Below are 20,437 nucleotides of genomic sequence, written 5' to 3' on the forward strand. Positions count from 1 at the left end.
ACAAAACAAACAACTTCTGACAGGAGGACTGCGATGAAGAAACTGATCACCGTCTCGCTTTTTGCACTGATGGCCGGCACGGCGGCCCAGGCCGAAGTGACCCTGCGCATCGGCGGCGCGGGCTCTGACACCAGCCCGGACACCAAGGCGATGGAGGTCTTTGCCGAAAAGCTGAACGAGCGCCTCGGTGATGGCGTCGCGGTCGAGCTGTTTCCGAATTCGCATCTGGGTACCGTCGATGAGATGGTCGAACAGGTGAAGGGCGGCGTGCTGGAATGCATGTATGAAAGCGTGGGCGTGCTGGGCTCGTTTCATCCGGCCGCCAATATCGAGGGCGTGGCCTATGTCTATCATGATGTAGATCACTTCTTCCGCATCTGGCGCGGTCCGGTCGGCCAGGAGATCCTCGATTCCATCGCCGATGAGGCAGGCTTCCGGGTGGTCGGTCCGGCCTTCCACGGTTTCCGCCAGATCCTGACCAATGTGCCGATCGAAAAGGCCGAGGATCTCGACGGGTTGAAAATCCGCGCGCCCGGCATTCCGGCCTATATTGAATCGATCCGCGCCATGGGGGCGAACCCCGCCACGGTCGCTTTTGAGGAAGTCTATGCCGCATTGCAAAGCCATGTGGTGGACGGGGTGGAACAGCCGCTGACCGCCATCAAGGACAAGCGTTTCCATGAGGTGGTGAAGAACCTCGCGCTGACCAATCACATGGCCGAAACCATGGGCTTCATGTGCAACAGCGACTGGTATGCCGGCCTTGACGACGCGACCCGCAATGCCATCGAGGCCTCGGCTGTCGACAGCGCCGACTGGTATCGGACCTATACCGAAGAATCGCAGGCAGCCCTTCTGGCCGACCTTGAGGCCGAAGGCGCGATTGTGACCCGCCCCGATATCGCGCCCTTCATCGCGCGGGCGGCCACGGCACAATATGACGCCACGCTGCAGCCGATCATCGAAAAAGTGCGCGCGGTCGAATAAGACCTGTCGCCATGGCTGCCTCCCGATTTCGGGGGGCGGCTTTTTCTCAGCGGCCCTTCCGCCGCCTCCCGACACCCTGATGCCCGGACCCCCGATGAGCAAAATCCTCTTCCGGATCGGCGATCTGCTACGCGCCGTCCTTGCCACCCTTGTCGCGATCGCCCTGTTGCTGATCGTGGTGCTGGTCTTCTACCAGGTGATCACCCGCTATTTCACCGGCACAGCTACGCCGCAACTGGCAGAGTTCGCGCGCTTTCTGTTCATCTGGCTGGTCTTTGCCGGTTCGGCCTGGCTGGTCTCACGCGGGGATCTGATCGCGATTGACTTCTTCTCGGTGCAGATGGGGCCGCAGGCAAAACGCGTGCAGATGATCTTTGTCGAGATCTGCACCGCCGCGCTCATGGTGGCCCTGCTGATCTATTCGCAAAAGCTGCTGGATGTGGTGGCGATCAAGCGCGCGCCGGCAACCGGCATCCCCTATGGCTGGGTCTATCTGGCGCTGCCGACCTTCTGCGTGGCGGGGCTTTATTTCATTCTTGAGCGCGCGGTGAAGACGCGTCTCTTCGCGGCGATCACCGCCGACAGCGGCAAGAGGGCCTGATCCATGCTGATGCTTCTGACCCTTGCGCTGGTTCTGTTCGCGCTGATGTTTCTTGCGGTGCCGATTGCGATTTCGCTGGGCATCGCCTCGCTTGTCATCATCCTGATCTGGGACACGCCCGGCTTTGTCCTGGCGCAAAAGATGCTTAACGGGATCGACAGTTTCCCGCTGCTCGCGGTGCCCTTCTTCATTCTCGCCGCCTCCATCATGAATGCGGGCGGCATCACCACCCGCATCGTGGATCTGCTGGGCTCGGCCATGGGGCGCCTGCGCGGCAGTTCGGGCCAGGTGAATATCGGGACGAACCTGTTTCTCGCCGGGATTTCCGGCTCATCGGTGGCAGATGCCTCGGCCACCGGCGCGCTTTTGATCCCCGAGATGAAGAAAGAGGGCTATTCGGGCGCTTTCGCGGCCGCGCTGACGGCTACCGCGGCACTGCTCGGCCCGATCCTGCCGCCTTCGATCCCGCTGGTGATCTATGGCGTGATCGCCGAGGTCTCGATCGTCAAGCTCTTCATCGGCGGTTACATCCCGGCGCTGATGATCGTCGTGGCGCTGGTGATCTTCGTCAACCACCACGCGAAAAAGCATGATCTGCCGCGCCGGGGTCGCCAGGGGGGCGCGGTGATCTGGCAGAAATTCCGCGTCTCGGTCTGGGCCATGTCGATGCCGATCCTGTTGATCATCGGCGCGCGGGGCGGCTATTTCACCATCACTGAGATTGGCGCCGTTCTGGTCGTCTATGCGATCTTTGTCGGCTGGGTGATCCACGGCGAGTTCCGCTGGGGCAAGCTGCCCGCGATCCTGACCGATGCCGGGATGCAGACCGCAAATATCATGCTGGTGGTCGCGACCTCTTCCTTCGTGGCCTATCTGATGGTGGTGCATGGTGTGCCCAAGGATCTGTCGCGCTGGATCCAGGAGGCACAGCTTTCGCCGGTGGTGTTCCTGCTTCTGATCAACCTGATCCTGCTGATCGCCGGGGCCTTCCTGGATTCCACCCCGGCCACCATCATCATCGTGCCGATCGTGCTGCCCTCGGCCATCGCGCTCGGGATCGATCCGGTGCATTTCGGGCTGGTCGTGGTGGTCAATCTGATGATCGGCCTCATCCATCCGCCGATGGGGCTCAACCTCCTGATCACGCAATCCATCGCAAAAGAGCCGATGGGGGCGATCCTGAAAGAAAGCCTCCCGCTTCTGGGGATTATGCTGGTGATCCTGATGCTGGTGACCTTCGTTCCGGCAACTGTGCTCTGGCTGCCAAAGGTGATGGGCCTCTGACAAATCAGCCTCGCGTCGCCGGTCATGGCGACGCGAGGCCTGTTTTTGGCCCGGGTGAACTCGGTTTCTGGGGCGGGAAGTGCTCCAATACGACCCACGCCCCGACAACGGATCCGGATGCGAAAGATATGTCCATCGCCAGGCAACCGTAGCGGTTGTGGGATATGGTGCGGGGCATCGGTTCAACTCTATGAGCCGCAAGATGCGCGGTCACAGTATTTGCGCGACAAACCTCTGCGCCTGGGCGATCTCGCGGATCGACAGCATCTGCTGTAAGTGCATCTGGCGAATGATGTTCAGAACTCCCATGTCCATAACTGCATTGCCACCACCGCTCGCCGCTTCGGGGGAACGTTCACGTGGCTCAATTCGGAGTGGAAGTTTCGTGCCTGTCCGGCTCAGTGGCGGATGGGCATTAACAACCAGGTGGTTCCTATGGCCAGACCCTCTGCGGTCCCCCGCAACTTTGCGACGCTACAAAGTCTGCAGGTCGCCCGCGGCACTACCAGACGCGATAGCCTCTATGCCGCTCTTGTAGCGCTGATCAATGACGGCGTGTTTTCTTCCGGCGACGCGCTGCCTTCGACGCGCCAGCTGGCCGAACAGCTTTCGCTTTCACGCAATACGGTTATTTCCGCCTATCGACGGCTTGTGCTCGACGGGCTGGCCAGCAGCGAAGAGCGGTCAGTCTTTCGGGTCAGCGAGATGGTGCGCCCCCGGCACCTGCCGAAGGCGGGTCTTCCCGGGACCCTGCCGCCTGACCCGGATAAGGGAAAGACGAGCCTCCCGGGATCGGTCAGCTCTCTGCCGCGCATCCATAAGGATAAGAACTGGCGTATTGCGGAATATCCATTCATCTATGGTCAGTGCGACCCCGCGACATTCCCGACCGCAAACTGGCGCTCTGTTCTGCGCGACCTGAATTCGCTGAACGGCATTTCTGTCTGGACCCGCGAAGTCTATGACGAAGATGACCCCGAGCTGATTGACGCGCTGCGACGGGTTATCCTCCCGCAACAGGGGCTTTGGGCGCAGGAAGATGAGATCCTGATCACCGGCGGCGCGCAGAATGCGCTCTTTATGATCACCCGTCTGCTGGCCTCTGGCGGGCAAAAGGCGGTGGTCGAGGATCCGGGCTATACCGACATGACCTCGATCCTGCGGATGAACGGTGCCGAAGTTACCTTTGTGCCGGTCGATCAGGAAGGCCTGATCACCGACGCCATCCCGGCCGGCAGCGATCTGATCTACTGCACCCCCGAGCGGCAGTTTCCCACGTCTGTCCGCATGTCTTTGCGCCGCCGCGAAGCGCTGATTGAACGGGCCACGCGCGAAGGCTTTTACGTGATCGAGGACGGCTACGATTCTGAACTGCCGTTCCAGGGCAATATACTGCCCTGCCTGCGGGCCATGGCTCCGGGCGAGCGGATGATTCACGTCGGCAGTTTCTCCAAGACGCTGGCCCCGGGGCTGCGGGCGGGCTATGTGGTTGCCTCGCGTGAGATCATTGCCGAATTGCGGCTTTTGCGCCGGCTGATCATGCGCAATCCCTCGACCTATATTCAGGCGGCGATCGGAAGGTTTATCCGCAGCGGCTATTACAATGCCCATCTGCAGAAACTGCGCAGCACCTATCACGGTCGCTACAAGGCGCTGACCACAACCCTGCGCCATCTGCTGCCGGATGCCGGGTTCATGCCGGTGCGGGGCGGCACCTCTGTCTGGCTGACGCTGCCCGAGGGAATCCGCGCAGCACCGCTTTATGAAAACCTGCTGGCCCGGGGTGTCTTTGTCGAGAACGGTGATGCCTTCTTCGTGGCGCCGCCTGAACGTTCCTGTCTGCGGCTCGGCTATTCCTCGATCAGGGCGCAGCTGATCCCGCGTGGAATCGAAATCATCGCCGAAGAGGTCAGCGCCCTGCGCAAATAATCTCATCCGCCTGGGACAGGGCGATGAATTGCAGCGAAGAGAAGGATCCAGTTATTCCGAATGGAGGGATCCAGAATGGACCAGTAGTCGCGCTGGTCCGGTCGAAATTTCTTCAGATGCGCGGCATATCTATCTAAGAATTATAGATATTTTATTCTTCATTCTCTTTGGGACCAATGGCGGAAAACAAACCCTCTGTTTGCCGTCCGGTGAGAGAATTGACTGAAAGCGGCCCATTTCTAAGGTGCGCGGAACGTCAGGAACACGGCCGGATCTTCCCGGGGGGCAGCCTTCCCTCCTCTGGTCGGAAGGAGAACTATGTCTGCCCCAACCGCCCCGGATTTCGATCCCGTGCTGCTGTCCGTTCTGTCAGCACGGATCGAAACCATCATCCGCGAAATGATCAATACCGTGTCAAAGGCCAGCCGCTCGGCTGTGATCAAGAATGCGCGCGATCTGTCCTGTGGCGTATTGACTGCCGATCATCGCCAGCTTTGCGTCGAAGAGGGGATCCCTATCCATATCTCGGCGCTGGATCTGACCACCCGCGCGATCACCGATCTTTTCGATGATGTGAAAGAGGGCGACGCTTTTCTGAACAACTGTTCCTATACCGGCGGAACCCATCACGCCGATCTGACAGTGGTGATCCCGGTTTTCTATGAGGGAGAGCTCTTGTTCTGGGCGCTGGCGCGCTCGCATCACGCCGATATGGGGGCACCGCTGCCGACCACCTATCTGCCCGAAGCGGCCACGATCTATGAGGAAGGGCTGAACTTCCCCTGCATCCGCATCCAGGAGGATTTCACCGATAAGAAAGACTGGATCCGCTACGCGATGTATAACATCCGCGTCAGCAATATCTGGTATGGCGATTACCGGGCGCAGGTGGGGGCCTGCCGTGTCGGCGAACGCCGCCTGAAGGATCTGGTCGCGAAATACGGCATTGAGACGATCCGTCGCTTTTTCGACGAATGGACCGCCTATGGCGAGCGCCGCATGATCCAGGAACTGAAACGCCTTCCCGCCGGAGAGTGGAGCTATGAGACCCGCCACGATCCGATCCCGGGCGTTGCCGATCAGGGCGTGCCGGTGCGGGTGACCGTGATCACCGATCCGGAAAACGGCCTGATCACCATCGATGCGCGCGACAATGAAGACAATATTCCCGGCGGCTTTAACCTTTCCGAAGCCTGTGCGCTCGGCTCCTGCCGGATCGGGGTCTATTTCAATCTTGACCCGACCCTGCCGCATAATGCGGGCAGCGACAGCCGGATCCGGGTGCTGCTGCGCGATGGCGCGGTGGTGGGGCGGCCAAAATTTCCCGCTGGCACTTCGATTGCCACAACCAATGTCAACGAACGGCTGATCAATGCGGTTCAGGCCTGTTTCGCGCAGATGGGTCGCCCCTTCGGCCTTGGTGAAGGCGCGGTGCAGCAGCAGGCGGGCGAGTCGGTGATTTCGGGGATTGATACCGATAACGGCAACCAGCCCTATGTGAACCAGCTTTTCGTCACTTATGGCGGCGGCCCGGCCAAACATGGCACCGATGGCTGGCTGACCTATCTCGGGTCGGTCAATGCCGGGGTGATCGTTCTCGACAGTGTCGAGATCGATGAGGGCATGTATCCGATCCTGATCGAAGAGCGCAAAGTCGCCACGGGCACCATGGGTCCGGGCGAATGGAATGGCGCGCCGGGGATGACGGGCACCATGATCCCGCTGGGAGATGAGCTGACCGCGATCTATTGCAGTGACGGCTGCGTCAACCCGCCGAAAGGCGTGCTTGGCGGTGGTGCCGGGGCGGCCGCGCGCAACATGAAACGGCTCGCCAGCGGTGAGGTCATCGACCTGCCGGGCTTTCACAGCGAGACTTTGCGCCGGGGTGAGGCGCTGGTCTGGATCAATAACGGCGGCGGCGGCTATGGCGATCCGCGGCAGCGTGACCCCGAGCGTGTGACGCAGGATATCAATCGCGGCTGGCTGAGCCCCGAGGCCGCCGAAACGGTATATGGTGTCGCAGTGCGCCCCGGCGACCTGCCAGGCCTTGTCGTCACCGATCAGGCCCGCACTGGGCAGCTGCGCGCCACGCCCCTCGCAGCGGGAGGCAAGTGATATGAGCTTCCGCATCTGTATTGATATCGGTGGCACCTTCACCGATGCCGTTGTCCTGCAGCAGGGCGGCCTTCCGCGCATCTTCAAGGCCTCTTCGACGCCGCCGGCATTTGAGAATGGCTTCATGGCGGCGCTGGAGCTGGCGGCGCAATCCTATGGCTTGTCGCTGGCGGATTTCCTGTCCAGGACCGAAAGCATCGTGCATGGCACCACCGTCTCGACCAATGCCCTGGTCGAGAACAAGGTCGGCCGCGCGGGGCTTTTGGTGACTGCCGGCCATCCCGATATTCTTCTGCTGCGCGAGGGGCCGCGCAAGCGGACCTTTGACTGGTCCGTGCCCTATCCCGATGCTTTCATCCCGCCGCATCTGACGCACGAGATCGGCGGCCGGATCGATGCCAGGGGCCGCGAGCATCAGCCGCTGGCCGAAGAAGATGTGCATCAGGCCATTGCCCGTTTCCGCGCGCTTGGAGTCGAGGCGGTGGCCGTCAGCCTGCTCTGGTCGGTGGTGAATGGCAGCCATGAACGCCGGATTCGTGAGATCTTTGCGGCGGAATGGCCGGAAGTGCCGGTTACCCTCGGCCATGAGCTGAACCCGATCCAGCGCGAGTATCGCCGCACCATTGCCACGGCCTTCAATGCCGCGCTGCTGCCGGTGGTCCGCTCATACGTCGAAGGACTGGAGACGGCCCTGCGCGCTGCAGGCTACCGCCGCGAATTGCTGATCGCCAATTGCGTGGGGGGCATGATGCCGGCGCGGGTGATTGCCGAAAAGCCGATCTTCAGCACCATGTCCGGCCCGACGCTGGCGCCGATTGCCGGGCGCCGCCTGCTGCCGGGGTCCGATCTGATCATCGCCGATATGGGCGGCACCACGCTGGATGTCTCGGTGGTGCGCGATGGCCAGCTGATCATCACCCCCGAAGCGCTGATCGGCTTTGACATGCTGGGCGTGCCGAAAATCGACGTGCGCTCAATCGGCGCCGGGGGCGGCAGCATCGCCTGGGTAGATCCCGGTGGCCTCCTGCGGGTCGGGCCGCAAAGCGCGGGGGCGGCACCCGGACCGGCCTGCTATGGCCGGGGCGGCATTTTGCCGACCGTGACCGATGCCAATGTGGTACTGGGGGTGATTGACCCTGAGAATTTCCTCGGCGGCCGGATGAAGCTCGACCGAAAGGCCGCCGAAGCCGCCATCCAACCCATTGCCGAAGCCCTCGGTATCGGACTGCAGGAAGCGGCCTGGGCGATCTGCACCACCTGCAATCATAATATGGTGGGCGCGATTCAGAATATCACCATCAATGAGGGGATCGACCCGCGCGAGAGCGTGCTGGTCTCGGGCGGTGGCGCAACCGCCTGCCATATCGCCGAAATGGCCGAGGTTCTGGGCATCCACAGCGTTCTGGTGCCAAAGCTGACCGCCGGGCTCAGCGCCTTTGGCGGGCTGGTCTCGGATCTGCGGTTCAATGAGACCGGCACCGGCCAGACCTCTTCGGCGGGCTTCGATCTTGCAAAGGTGAATGATCTGCTCTCGGCCCTGCGGCAACAGGCGCTGGCCGGGCTGAAAGAGGCCGAAACCAGCGTCGGGCGGATCGATCTCGAATATGCGTTTCTCGGGCGCTACGAATACCAGTCCTGGGAAATCGAGGTGCATTTCTCCCCTGAAAACGGGGTGCTCACCGAGGCGGATGTTCCCGCGCTCATCCACAGTTTCCACGAAACGCATGAGCGGATCTACGGGGTGCGCGAAGAGGCGGATATCGTTGAATTCACCACCTGGAAGGTCGCGGCCCTCGGGCGCAACCCTCTGAACGAGGTCGATCTGAACCAGACCGGCACGCCAGGCGAGGCGGGTGGCAACACCGGACCCACCGGCTGGCGCGAGGTCTGGTCGCCCGCCCATCGCAGTCTGCGCCGCGTGCCGGTCTATGATGGCAACCGGCTTTTCCCCGGCGACCGGATCCCCGGCCCGGGCATCATCGAGGAAAGCACCACCACGCTTCTCCTGCTGCCGCAAACGGTGGCCGAGGTCAGGCCTGGCGGTGACTACCTCGTCACAACCGAGACAGCCTGAAACAGGCGATAACCCTCAAGGAGATGAAATTGTCTGCATATATCAAAAGGTTGCTTGCCTCGTCGGCGGCAGCCACGTTCTCGCTCATGCCTTTGGCGGCCCTGGCTGACGACAATAGCATCGTGATCGGGGCAGCCATTGCCGAAAGCGGCTGGATGGCCCCCTATGACGAGGGCCCCTATAACGCGGTTAAACTCGCCGTTGAAAAGATCAATGCGAATGGCGGCCTGCTTGGCAAGACGCTGGTGCTGGAAAAGGCCGATACCAAGACCGAAGTCGCCGGAGCCGCCCAGGCCGGGGCGCAGCTTCTGGATGCCGGTGCTCAGGTTCTGATCATTTCCTGCGATTTCGATATGGGGGCGCCGACAGCGCTGGTTGCCAACCAGAAAGGCGTGATCTCCTTCTCGACCTGCGGCGCGGATGCCAAGCTCGGCAATCATGCAATCGGCCGCTATGTCTTTTCCCTCGCAAGCGAGGCCGAAGCCAATGGCAGCCTGCTCGCCAGCTGGTCGGTGCATAAACAGGGCTGGAAAACCGCCTATCTGCTGACCGACAGCAGCTTTGAATATACCAAAAGCCTCGGGCGCGGATTTGAGGCAGGCTGGGCAGCCGAGGCGGGCGAAGGCACGCTGATCGGCAGCGATACCTTCCGCAATGACGATGCCTCTTTCTCGGCGCAGATCACCCGCATCAAGGCGTTGCCCGAACAGCCCGATGTCATCGCCCTTGCAGGCGTCACGCCCGGCTTCCCGGCCATCGTGCGCCAGTTCCGCGCGGCGGGCATCACCGCGCCCTTCGTCACCGGCACCAATGCGGATGGCGATGGCTGGCGCGATTCCGTTCCGGCAGAAAATCTGAGTGACTTCTATTACTTCTCCTATTCCTCGGCCCGCGGCGATGACCCACGCCCGGAAATCGGTGTCTTCAACGCTGATTTTCTGGCCGCGACAGGTGAGCGCCCGCAGACCGGCCAGGCCGTGACCGGCGATTCGGCCGTCACCGCCTGGGCACGTGCTGTCGAACGGGCCGGCACTTTCGACTCTGACGCCGTTCTGGCGGAGCTGGAGAAGTTCCGGGATGAGCCGCTGCTGGCCGGTCTGACCACCTTCACCGCCGATCTGCATATCACTGCGGGCCGTCCGATGCTGGCCGTCGGCTATACCAATGGTGAACCCGCAGCCATCGGCTATTACAGCCCCGCCAAACGCGACTACATCCAATGGTGGGATTAAGCCCCGAAACGGCGCCGTCCCCGGTGGCAAAGCTTGTCGGAACCGGCCTATCGGTCGGTTTCGGTGGCATCAAAGCGCTGAGTTCCGTCGATATCAGCCTGGATCAGGGCGGTATTCTGGGGGTGATCGGCCCGAATGGTGCGGGTAAGACCACGCTTGTGAACGTTCTGACCGGCTTTCAGCGGCCCGATCAGGGGGATGTGCTGGTCAATGGCCAGCACATCACCAGGGGCGGTCCGCGCGGCGCGGTCCGGGCCGGGGTGGTGCGCAGCTTTCAGGCCGCGCGGCTTTTCCATGACCTGACGGTCGCTGAAAACGTCGAGGTCGCGCTCTGCGCGGCCGGGCGCAGCCGCAGGGCAGCCGGGCCTGCAGCGCGGGAGCTGCTGGACTGGATGGACCTTGGTCACCGGGCAAATCTGCGCGCCGGAGACCTTTCTTTCGGCGAGGAGCGTCTTGTTGGCATTGCGCGGACGCTTGGCTCGCAGCCGCGTTTCCTGCTGCTGGATGAACCCGCTGCCGGATTGAATGAGGTGGAATGCGCGGCGCTTTCCGGGCGGATCCGCGCGATCCCTGCCCGCTTTGGCTGCGGGCTGCTGCTGATCGAACATAATATGGATGTGGTCCTTGCGACCTGTCCGCAGCTGGTGGTGCTCGACCGGGGCCACAAAATCGCTGACGGCCCCGCGGATCTCGTCCGCCGGGATGACACCGTGATCGCCGCCTATCTGGGTGTTGGTCATGAGGAGGACGGGGAAGATGCTTGAACTCAGGGATCTGCGGGTCAGCTACGGCCGGATCGAGGCCCTGCGCGGTATCAGCCTGACGGCGGCCGCCGGACAGGTGACCTGCCTTGTCGGCCCGAACGGGGCCGGAAAATCCTCGGCCATGCTGGCGGTCGCCGGCGCGTTGCGCCAGGTGAGCGGCTCCATCCGGTTTGAAGGCGAGGAGATCCTCGGCCTGCGCGCCGATATCGTCGCACGGCGCGGCCTTTCGCTGGTCCCCGAGGGGCGCGGCGTCTTTTCCACGCTCAGCGTGACGGAAAACCTCGGGCTTGGGCTGCGCCCGGGCCAGAAGCTCGACGATACCATCGCCGAGACGGTCGCGCAGTTTCCCGCGCTGGAGACCCGCCTTGCCACACCGGCAGGCAGGCTTTCGGGGGGCGAGCAACAACAGCTGGTGATCGCACGCGCCCTGCTGACCCGGCCCAGACTTTTGCTGGTGGATGAACCCTCGCTGGGTCTTTCCCCCAAAATGACGGCGCTGGTGCTTGGCGCGATCCGGGGACTGAAGGCGCGCGGTGTCGCGGCGCTGGTGGTCGAGCAAAGCGCCGAACGCGCGCTCAGCATCGCAGATCATATCTGCGTCCTGCGAAACGGGCGCATCACCTTTTCCGCCCCGCGTGCGGAGATCCTCTCAGCCGAAAGCCTGCACCAGGCCTATTTCGGGGAAGCCGCATTATGAGCCTCATGCAATATGTGATTGATGCCCTTTCGCTTGGCGGGCTTTATGCGCTGGTGGCGCTTGGTGTCGCGCTGATCTTTGGCGTGATGCGGCTGATCAATTTCGCCAGTGGCGATTACATCACCTGGGCCGCCTATGCGCTGGTGGTGCCCTCGGCGGCCCAGGTGGCGACGCCGTTCATCGGCACCTGGCCTGCACCGCTTCTGATCCTTGCGGTGATCGCGCTGATCGTACTGCTGGCGCTGGCGACGGAATGGCTGGCTTTCCGCCCGCTGCGCCATGCCGAGCCCGCGACGCTGCTGATCTCTTCATTCGCGGTGAGCTATGCTTTGCAGAACCTGATCCTCCTGGTGCATGGCGGGCGGCCGAAATCGATCAATCTCTGGCCGGAACTGATGGCCCCGGTGCGTTTTGCCGGGGGGCAGGCTCCAATCATCGATCTGGTGACCATCGCCACCTGTTTTTCCGCGCTTGCAGCGGTGGCGCTATTTCTGAAGCGCACCCGTTTCGGCGCCGAGATGCGGGCCGCCTCCGAGAATTTCCGCATGGCGCAATTGCTGGGCATCCGGGCGGACCGGGTGATCGGCACGGCCTTTGCCATTGGCGGCGCGCTGGCGGCGCTGACCGCCCTGCTGATTGTCGTGAAGACGGGCACTCTCGATTACCGGATGGGCGTTCCGATCACGCTGATGGGCTTTATGGCCACGGTGATCGGCGGCATGGGGGGCCTGCTGGGCCCGGTTCTGGCCGGTTTCCTGATCGGGATCGCCACCACCGCCCTCCAGGCCTTTCTGCCCGATCACCTGCGCGAGGCGCGCGACGCCTTCGTCTTCGGCTTTGCCCTCATCCTGCTGGTGATTGCGCCAGGCGGGCTGATCCGCGCCAAATCCCATATCGAGAGGGTCTGACCCATGGCCGCACGTCCCGCTTTCCGCTTTGCCACTGCGGTCAACCTGTCGCTGGCCATCGGGCTGATCTGGATCCTGGGCCAGAGCTTTGGCCCGCCCGCGCTGAACCGCTTCCTGACCGAGATGTTCATCTATGTCGTCGCGGTGGTCGGCCTGCAGATCTTCATCGGCAATTCAGGGATCGTTTCATTCGGGCATTCCGCATTTATGCTGATCGCGGCCTATGCCTCGGCCTGGCAGACCTGCTGCCCGGGGCTGAAGCCGCTCACCCTGCCCGGCCTGCCCGACTTCCTTTTGCAAAACACGGTGCCTTTGCTGCCCGCGACCCTGATCGCAGCCAGCCTCGCGGCCCTTGTCGCGGCGCTGATCGGGCTGATCCTGATGCGGCTGAGCGGTATCGGGGCCTCTATCGCGCTCTTTGCTTTCCTTGCGATGATGCGCGCGATCTATGAGAGCTGGACCAGCTGGACGGCCGGGGCCAGTACGCTGATCGGCCTGCCACTAGACGTTTCTACGGGCACTGCCGCCGCCTGGGCTGTGGTGACAGTGGCCGCAGCGGTGCTGTTTCGCGAAAGCCGCTATGGCCTGATGCTGCGCGCCTCACAGGATGATCTGATCGCGGCCCGGGCCTCGGGCGTACCGGTTCTGCTGCTGCGCATCCTCTCGCTTTCACTGAGCGCGTTCTTTGTCGGGGTCGGCGGGGTGCTGCTTGGCCATTTCCTTGGCGCGCTTTCGGTGCGGACCTTCTGGCTGGATCTCACATTCCTGATGCTGGCCATGCTGATCTTTGGTGGCCGTGCCAGCGTGACCGGCGCTGTTCTGGGGGCGGTTCTGATCCGCAGCGTCATCTCGGGCTTTCGGGTCCTGGAATCCGGCGTCACGCTTGGAGAAAGCCGGTTCAGCCTCCCCTCCGGCAGCCAGGAACTGCTTCTTGCCATAATCATTCTTGTTGTTCTGACCCGGCGTCCAGGTGGCCTGACCCGAAGCAGAGAACTGGCCTGGCCACTCAGAACGACACGCTGACAGGAGAATACCATGGGCAAACCCCAGATCCATCTCGCCGCTTTTCTGATTGCCGGTCCCGTGGCCCACAGCCACGCGGTCTGGCGTCATCCCGAAACAAAGGGCAGTTTTCTGGATCCCGCACTTTACACCGCAACGGCCCATGCGCTGGAAGAAGGTCTTTTTGACTTCCTGTTCTTCGCGGATCGCCTGGCTGTCTCGGAACAGCTGGCTGAGGGGCGCGAGACCGGTTTTCGCTATGGTGCCCAGGATGCTGCGCGTCTGGATCCGGTGCCGATGCTGTCCTACCTGGCGGCACAGACCAGCAGGATCGGCCTTGGTGGCACACGTTCGACCACTTATTTCGAGCCGAACCATGTCGCCCGTTCCTTCGCGACACTCGACCATATCTCAAAGGGACGGGCCGCCTGGAATATCGTCACCTCGATGAATGACAGCGAGGGCCGGATTTTTGGGGCGGATCAGCATCTGGCCCATGACCTGCGCTATGACCGTGCCGATGAATTTGTCGAGGCCACGCTGGCGCTGTGGAACAGCTGGACGCCGGATGCGCTGATCCATGACAAAGAGGCCGGGATTTTCGCCGATCCGTCCCGTATCCGCCCGGTCTCCTATGAGGGAAAATGGATCAGGGTAAATGGCACGCTGAACATTCCGCCAGGGCCGCAGGGTCACCCGGTGATCATTCAGGCCGGCTCCTCCGGCCGAGGGCGGCGTTTTGGTGCCCGCTGGGCCGAGGTGATTTTCACGATCCACCGGCAGCCGGAAGAAATGCGCCGTTTCCGCAAATCCGTGCATGAAGAAATGCGACTGGCCGGGCGGCAGCCGGAGGACTGCAAGATCCTCACGGCGGTGATGCCCTTTATCGGCGCGACCCGGGCCGAGGCAGAGGACAAGCTGCGCTTTCACAACAGCCTCGCGAGGCCCGAACTGGGTCTTGTCACGCTTTCGGGGCAGCTGAATTTTGACCTTGGGCCCTATCCGCTGGACCTGACCGTTGATGCCCTGCTCGAGCGCCCGGAGGTGCCAGCCTATGTCCGTGAGAAGCTACCCTTGATCCATGCCCCGCATGAGACCCTGGGTGAAATCGGTCGGATCTGGGCCGCGAGCATCCGGGTCCCACAGATTGCCGATACCGGCGTGGAAATCGCTGCCAGGCTGGCTGATCTGTTCGAAAGCGGCTGCTGCGACGGGTTTGTGGTAACCCCGGCTTTTCTGCCCGGAAGCTTTTCGGACTTCGCGAGGGAAGTCGTGCCGCATCTCCAGGCGCGGGGGATCTATCGCGAGGCATATACCGGGACGACCCTTCGGGAGCATCTTAATCAGACCGGACCGGCCATTTGATCGTCAGCATCAGCGGGTGCAGGGTTCAGGCGATCCATTCAATGGCGGCCTGGATCCACGCGGCTCTGCCCGGGGTGTGACCAGGGATCCGGCCAAAATCGTCCGGCCGGAAGGGGCTCGGGCTGCGCATATCATCCATCAGCAGCGAGCCCGCACAGAACAACCGCGCAAGGTCGGGATGCTGGGTGAAAGCCGCAATACAGGATTGCAGGAAGTCCTCCTGACGCATCAGAAACAGGTGAAAGCCTGGCGTCTGAAGATCTGACTGCGCGGCAGGGCTTCCGGGATTTCCGTGATACCGGAAAGCCCCCTGGATCAGCGGTTATCGGCGGTCTGGTTTACGACGGTGTCGCTGGTGCCGCGCTGGAGGCGCTGAATAGCCTGGTGGAGAATCAGCCCCGTGAGGCTGCCTGCCGCCACACCGAGACTGTCGGCCACGAAATCGGCAAGCTCGCGCGAGCGCCCGACCAGCGGCTGGATCAGCTCGATCAGCCCGCCATAGGCCACGAGGACCAGCGCGACCGGCAGGACCCAGCCCGGCCGCAACAGCGTGACGACCAGGGCAACCAGGGCAAATGCCCCAAAATGCTGCATTTTGTCTGAGCCAGGCATCTGGGGCAGTGTGCCGCCAGGCATCAGGGTGCCGATACCGATGGCAATAAGCAGCAAAGCCGCGATGATCAGGGTCAGGAGGGATCTGGAAGACATCCGCCGTTTATCCGGGGCCGGGGGTGAGAAGTCCATCGCAAGAGATATGGTTCACGGCGGATTTACCAGTCAGGGGCGAAGTTCCGCTGGCGAGGGTGGAAAAGTCACGAAACAGTACCATAAGTTCGGGCAGATCAGCGCCATGGGCCTTTATCAGAGCCTTGTCGCGGCATAAACGCCGGAAAATTCTGCGGCTGACGTGTCAGTCCATGGGTCCTGCTGCGGATCCGTACCATAACAACAGCCGAACAGGCAGCTACAGGCCGGAGACTTCCCGATGCGAACCCAATTGCGATCCACCGGAACCCGGCCACAGCGTTTTTCTCCCGCGCTCCATATTCTGGCGGCCATGCTGGTTCTCCTGCCCGCCGGCCTGTTGACGCCGCTGCCGCTTTTGCGCCCCGCGATGGCGCAGGAGGCCCCGTCTTCGCCCCCGAAGGCCGGCTATGTTGTGCTGGAACGGGCCTCGGTGCCGGTGCAGCAGCTGCTGACCGGACGAGCTGTGGCGCGCAGCGCGACACAGCTCCGGCCAAGGGTCGGGGGCGAGATCACCGCGATCCTTTATACGCCTGGGGCGCAGGTCGAGGCCGGTACACCACTTTTCACCATTGACCCGCTGACCTATCGCGCCGCGCTGGCCTCGGCAGAGGCGAGCCTCGCGCGGGCCTCGGCGGATCTGAAGGCGGCCGAAACCAGCTATGGCCGGGTCTCGGCCCTGCGCGGCTCATCGGCCAGCCAGGCGGCGCTGGATATTGCCGAAACCGACCTGCTGAAGGCTCAGGCCGGGCTGGCTGAAGCGGAATCCGGCGTGGATCTGGCCCGCGCCCAGCTGGACTGGACGACGATCCGGGCGCCGATCACCGGGATTGTCGGGGTGGCCCAGGTCTCGGTCGGGGATCTGGTAACCCAGGGCCAGGCCCAGGCGCTGGCCGAAATCGTCCAGGTCGATCCCGTGCTGGTCGATCTGTCGGAACCCTATCAGACGCGGCTTGCCATCGAGGCCCGGGCCGAAAGAGGCGAGATCGAGCTGATCACACCAGAGCTGGTTCTGGTGCTGGATGGTGGCCGGCGCATCGCAGGTCAGGCGGCGCTGGTTTCTTCGGCGGCGACAGTGTCCTCGTCCACCGGCACCCGCACGCTCAGGTTCGAGGTTCTCAATCCGGGCGGCATGATTGCGCCGGGCATGTTCGTCCAGGCCGAGCTGACGCTGGCGCGGCAGCAGGCGATCCTTGTGCCGCAGCGTGCCACACAGCGCGAACGCGACGGGCGGCTATCGGCCTGGATCGCCGTGGATGGAAAAGTCACCAAACGCTACCTGACCGAAACCGGCACCTGGGAGGCGGCCTGGATCGTGCAGGCCGGGCTGGAGCCGGGCGACTGGCTGCTGCTTGACGGGATCAACACCATGCGCGAGGGGCGCGAGATCACCCCCGTCCCGGTGACCATAGATGCGCAAGGAGTGGTGCGCGACCTTGCCCCCGCCACGGCAGGCGGCGCGGGGAACTGATCTGATGGCACAGTTTTTTATCACCCGCCCGGTCTTCGCCTGGGTTCTGGCGATCATCACCATGCTGTTCGGCAGCTGGTCGCTCTGGAACCTGCCCATCGAGCAATATCCCGATATCGCGCCGATCCGTATCAGTGTGACCGCGACCTATCCCGGTGCCTCGGCCGAGGCGACTGAGAATTCGGTCACCTCGGTTATCGAAGATGCGATGACCGGGCTCGACGGGCTTTTGTTCATGACGTCAAGCTCTTCGGCCAGTGGCCGCAGCCGGGTCGAGCTGGTCTTCAATGACACGGTGACGGCCGATCAGGCGCAAAACCAGGTTCAGAACAAGGTCGCGCTGGCGGAATCCGGTCTGCCTCTGGTGGTGCGCGAACGCGGCACCCAGGTTCAGCGCGCCGGGGAAAGCTCACTGATGGTGGGCGCATTGGTTTCGCGCGACAACCGCTATTCGACGCTGCAGCTGGGCGATCTGACGACGCAGATGGTCGAGGATGCGGTGCTCCGGGTCGACGGGGTCGGCTCGATCGACAGTTTCTCATCGGGCTTTGCGATGCGGGTCTGGCTGAACCCGATGAAGATGGCCGAATTCCAGATCACGCCCGGCGATGTCACCGCTGCAATTGCCGATCAGAATTCCACCGTCTCGGTGGGCGCGCTTGGCGCAGACCCGGCGGTGCCGGGACAGCAGCTGACCGTCGCGCTCTCGTCACAGACGCAGCTTACCGGGGTTGACCAGTTCGCACAGATCCGGCTCAGGGTCGAGGAAGGTGGCGGCGAAGTTCTGCTGGGCGATGTTGCCACCATCGAGATCGGCCAGACAAGCTATGGGCGCTCGGCCCTTTTCAACGGGGCGAATGCGGCCGGGTTCTCGGTGACGCTGGCGACGGGCGCGAATGCCGTCGAAACCGCGAAACGGGTACGTGAGACGCTTGCGGGCCTGCAAAGCGCGCTGCCCGAAGGGGTCGAGGTTGCCTATCCCTTCGACACCTCGCCCTTTATCGAGGATTCGATCCAGACCGTCTGGAAAACGCTGGCCGAAGCAGTGGCGCTTGTGTTCATCGTTATCCTGATCTTCCTGCAAAGCTGGCGCGCGACCATCATCCCGGTAATTGCCATTCCGGTGGTGCTTCTGGGCACCTTCGGCGTGCTTTCGGGGCTTGGCTATTCGATCAACACGCTGACCATGTTTGCCATGGTGCTGGCGATCGGCCTTCTGGTCGACGACGCCATTGTGGTGGTCGAGAATGTGGAAAGCCAGCTGGAGCATGAGCCGGGACTGGATGCGGTAAGCGCCACACGCCGGTCGATGGGGCAGATTTCCTCGGCGCTGGTCGGGATCGTGCTGGTCCTGTCTTCGGTCTTTCTGCCGATGGCTTTCATGTCGGGCTCGACCGGGGTGATCTACCGGCAGTTTTCGATCACGATCATTTCGGCGATGGTGCTGTCGCTGGCCGTAGCGTTGATCCTGTCGCCCGCGATGTGTGCGGCGCTTCTGAAACCGCGCGCACATGATGGCGGCAACTGGTTTGCCCGCCAGTTCAACCGCGGCATGGCCAAAGTGACGCGCGGCTATGGGCATACGGCCGGGCTGGCAATGCGCTGGCCTTTCCTTGTCCTGCTTTTGCTCTGCGCGATCAGCTGGGGCTCGTTCCAGTTGTTTCGTCAGCTGCCGTCGTCGTTCGTCCCGCAAGAGGATCAGGGCGTGATGATGGTGCAGCTGCGCCTTGTCGAAGGATCAACCACCTCGCAGACCCGTGCCGTGACCGAAGAAGTCGTTGACTGGCTGATGGAGGAAGAAGGCGCGACCGTCGACACTGTGATGACCGCGCTTGGCTTTACCTGGGGCGGGGGCGGGCCGAATACCGCCATGCTTTACATCAGGCTGAAACCTTTTGCCGAACGCCCCGGCCTGTCTGCTTCCCGGCTGGAACGGGTCGCGAATGCCCATTTCAACGGCCATCGCGCCGGCAATATCACCTTTTCCCAGCCACCGGCGATCCAGGGGGTCGGCAGTTCCGCCGGCATTTCCTTCTATCTGATCGACCAGGCAGGTCAGGGTCAGGCTGCAATGGAAGAGGCCGCAATGCTTCTCGCGACACGCGCCCAGGAGGCCGGTATCGCCTCGGGCTTTCGCGGCCATGAGCCAAGCCGGCGCCCCGCTTTGCGCCTTGATGTCGATCAGAGCCGCGCCCGGGCAATGGGGCTCACGGTCTCCGAGGTGAATGCCATGCTTTCGGTGATCTTCTCGGGCCGCGAGGTGAACGATTTCGAACTCGGGGCCGAATTGCGGCCGGTGATCGTCCAGGGCGCCGCCGAATGGCGGATGCAGCCCGAAGATGTGGCCGTGTGGCATGCGAGGAATCGCGCCGGCGAGATGGTGCCCTTTGCCAGTTTCATGACCCAGACCTGGTCTGAGAATTCCCCCACGCTGAACCGCTATGGCGGCACACGGGCGATCTCGATCTCGGCAAACCCGGGAGAGGGGATTTCGACAGGCGCGGCGATGGAGGGGCTCGAGGCATTGCTGGAAGATATGCCCGGCTACAGCATCGCCTGGACCGGCCTTTCCTATCAGGAGCGGCTTTCAGGGAACCAGGCGCCGATCCTCTTCGCCATGTCGGCGCTCGTGGTATTCCTTGCGCTGGCGGCCCTTTATGAAAGCTGGTCGGTCCCGTTCTCGGTGATGCTGGCAGTGCCGGTGGGCATCCTTGGCGCACTTGTTGCGGCCTGGGGATTCGGGCAGTCGAACGATGTCTATTTCAAAGTCGGTCTCTTAACGACCATCGGCCTTGCCGCGCGCAACGCGATCCTGATCGTCGAATTCGCCGAGGCAGGACGAAAACAGGGGATGGAGCTGCTGGCCGCCACCCGCTCTGCCGCCGAAGCGCGGCTGCGGCCGATCCTGATGACCTCTTTCGCCTTTGCCCTTGGGGTGCTGCCGCTGGCGCTCGCCACCGGCGCGGGTGCGGCTGCGCAGCATGCGATCGGGATCGGGGTATTGGGCGGTATGGTTGCCTCGACGGTGATCGCCCTCTTCATGGTCCCCGCGCTTTACGTGCTGGTGCTGCGGCTGAGTGGTCGCAGGTAATGGCCCCTGGATGTGCCGGGGCCTTACCCGGGTTTTCCACACAAGGGGGACAGGATTTTCCGCCATCAGCCCCATGGTACAGTCTGGCGTGATTGCACAGTGGAGGGGTTCTGGCTCATCCTGACCCCGGATGAAATTGAAAATGCTGAAGGAACCCGTCAAGATGAAAGCGC

At 62.8% G+C, this 20,437-nt stretch carries 16 protein-coding genes; 14 read left to right on the forward strand and 2 right to left on the reverse strand.

The window, feature by feature from the left end; all coding sequences use genetic code 11:
• Positions 1 to 33: 33 nt before the first annotated feature.
• From BLW25_RS23135 to BLW25_RS23190, 12 genes are all read left to right on the forward strand, one after another.
• Positions 34 to 987 carry a TRAP transporter substrate-binding protein gene (locus BLW25_RS23135; protein ID WP_171909729.1) on the forward strand — a complete coding sequence of 318 codons (954 nt, stop codon included), beginning with the start codon at positions 34 to 36 and terminating at the stop codon, positions 985 to 987.
• A gap of 94 nt (positions 988 to 1,081) precedes the next feature.
• Positions 1,082 to 1,588, forward strand: coding sequence for a TRAP transporter small permease (locus tag BLW25_RS23140; protein WP_171909730.1), 507 nt, complete (start codon positions 1,082 to 1,084; stop codon positions 1,586 to 1,588).
• A gap of 3 nt (positions 1,589 to 1,591) precedes the next feature.
• The gene (locus BLW25_RS23145) at positions 1,592 to 2,872 is read left to right on the forward strand and encodes a TRAP transporter large permease (RefSeq protein ID WP_092904609.1); all 1,281 of its coding nucleotides are present in this window, start codon (positions 1,592 to 1,594) and stop codon (positions 2,870 to 2,872) included.
• Between the two features lie 435 nt (positions 2,873 to 3,307).
• Positions 3,308 to 4,801 carry an aminotransferase-like domain-containing protein gene (locus tag BLW25_RS23150; RefSeq protein WP_171909731.1) on the forward strand — a complete coding sequence of 498 codons (1,494 nt, stop codon included), beginning with the start codon at positions 3,308 to 3,310 and terminating at the stop codon, positions 4,799 to 4,801.
• Between the two features lie 318 nt (positions 4,802 to 5,119).
• Positions 5,120 to 6,916 carry a hydantoinase B/oxoprolinase family protein gene (locus BLW25_RS23155; protein WP_092904613.1) on the forward strand — a complete coding sequence of 599 codons (1,797 nt, stop codon included), beginning with the start codon at positions 5,120 to 5,122 and terminating at the stop codon, positions 6,914 to 6,916.
• A 1-nt stretch (position 6,917) separates the two neighbouring features.
• Positions 6,918 to 8,990, forward strand: a complete 2,073-nt coding sequence (locus BLW25_RS23160; RefSeq protein WP_171909732.1) for a hydantoinase/oxoprolinase family protein — start codon at positions 6,918 to 6,920, stop codon at positions 8,988 to 8,990.
• 29 nt (positions 8,991 to 9,019) lie between these two features.
• Positions 9,020 to 10,222 (forward strand): ABC transporter substrate-binding protein, encoded by a 1,203-nt coding sequence (locus tag BLW25_RS23165; protein WP_171909733.1) that lies wholly within the window; start codon positions 9,020 to 9,022, stop codon positions 10,220 to 10,222.
• A gap of 23 nt (positions 10,223 to 10,245) precedes the next feature.
• Positions 10,246 to 10,986, forward strand: coding sequence for an ABC transporter ATP-binding protein (locus BLW25_RS23170; RefSeq protein ID WP_216279506.1), 741 nt, complete (start codon positions 10,246 to 10,248; stop codon positions 10,984 to 10,986).
• Positions 10,979 to 11,683: an ABC transporter ATP-binding protein gene (locus BLW25_RS23175; RefSeq protein ID WP_092904621.1), complete on the forward strand. Its 705-nt coding sequence runs from the start codon at positions 10,979 to 10,981 to the stop codon at positions 11,681 to 11,683. Before BLW25_RS23170 ends, BLW25_RS23175 begins: the two co-directional genes overlap by 8 nt.
• Complete coding sequence (locus BLW25_RS23180; protein WP_253188633.1) at positions 11,680 to 12,591, forward strand: branched-chain amino acid ABC transporter permease; 912 nt, start codon at positions 11,680 to 11,682, stop codon at positions 12,589 to 12,591. The genes BLW25_RS23175 and BLW25_RS23180 overlap by 4 nt, the downstream gene beginning before the upstream one ends.
• Positions 12,592 to 12,594: 3 nt before the next feature.
• Positions 12,595 to 13,614 (forward strand): branched-chain amino acid ABC transporter permease, encoded by a 1,020-nt coding sequence (locus tag BLW25_RS23185; RefSeq protein ID WP_092904625.1) that lies wholly within the window; start codon positions 12,595 to 12,597, stop codon positions 13,612 to 13,614.
• 12 nt (positions 13,615 to 13,626) lie between these two features.
• Positions 13,627 to 14,958 (forward strand): NtaA/DmoA family FMN-dependent monooxygenase, encoded by a 1,332-nt coding sequence (locus BLW25_RS23190; protein ID WP_092904627.1) that lies wholly within the window; start codon positions 13,627 to 13,629, stop codon positions 14,956 to 14,958.
• Between the two features lie 25 nt (positions 14,959 to 14,983).
• Here the strand turns inward: BLW25_RS23190 and BLW25_RS23195 are convergent, their stop codons facing one another.
• Positions 14,984 to 15,187: a hypothetical protein gene (locus BLW25_RS23195; RefSeq protein WP_092904629.1), complete on the reverse strand. Its 204-nt coding sequence runs from the start codon at positions 15,185 to 15,187 to the stop codon at positions 14,984 to 14,986.
• Between the two features lie 86 nt (positions 15,188 to 15,273).
• Positions 15,274 to 15,666 carry a VanZ family protein gene (locus BLW25_RS23200; RefSeq protein WP_216279507.1) on the reverse strand — a complete coding sequence of 131 codons (393 nt, stop codon included), beginning with the start codon at positions 15,664 to 15,666 and terminating at the stop codon, positions 15,274 to 15,276.
• Between the two features lie 277 nt (positions 15,667 to 15,943).
• Here BLW25_RS23200 and BLW25_RS23210 point away from each other — a divergent pair, with 277 nt between their 5' ends.
• Together BLW25_RS23210 and BLW25_RS23215 are read left to right on the forward strand one after the other, a co-directional pair.
• Positions 15,944 to 17,173, forward strand: coding sequence for an efflux RND transporter periplasmic adaptor subunit (locus BLW25_RS23210; protein WP_092904633.1), 1,230 nt, complete (start codon positions 15,944 to 15,946; stop codon positions 17,171 to 17,173).
• A 4-nt stretch (positions 17,174 to 17,177) separates the two neighbouring features.
• On the forward strand, positions 17,178 to 20,264 hold the full coding sequence (locus tag BLW25_RS23215) for a multidrug efflux RND transporter permease subunit (protein WP_092904815.1): 3,087 nt from the start codon (positions 17,178 to 17,180) through the stop codon (positions 20,262 to 20,264).
• The last annotated feature ends 173 nt before the right edge of the window (positions 20,265 to 20,437 follow it).

The sequence above is a fragment of the Rhodobacter sp. 24-YEA-8 genome, assembly GCF_900105075.1.
Lineage (GTDB): Bacteria > Pseudomonadota > Alphaproteobacteria > Rhodobacterales > Rhodobacteraceae > Pseudogemmobacter.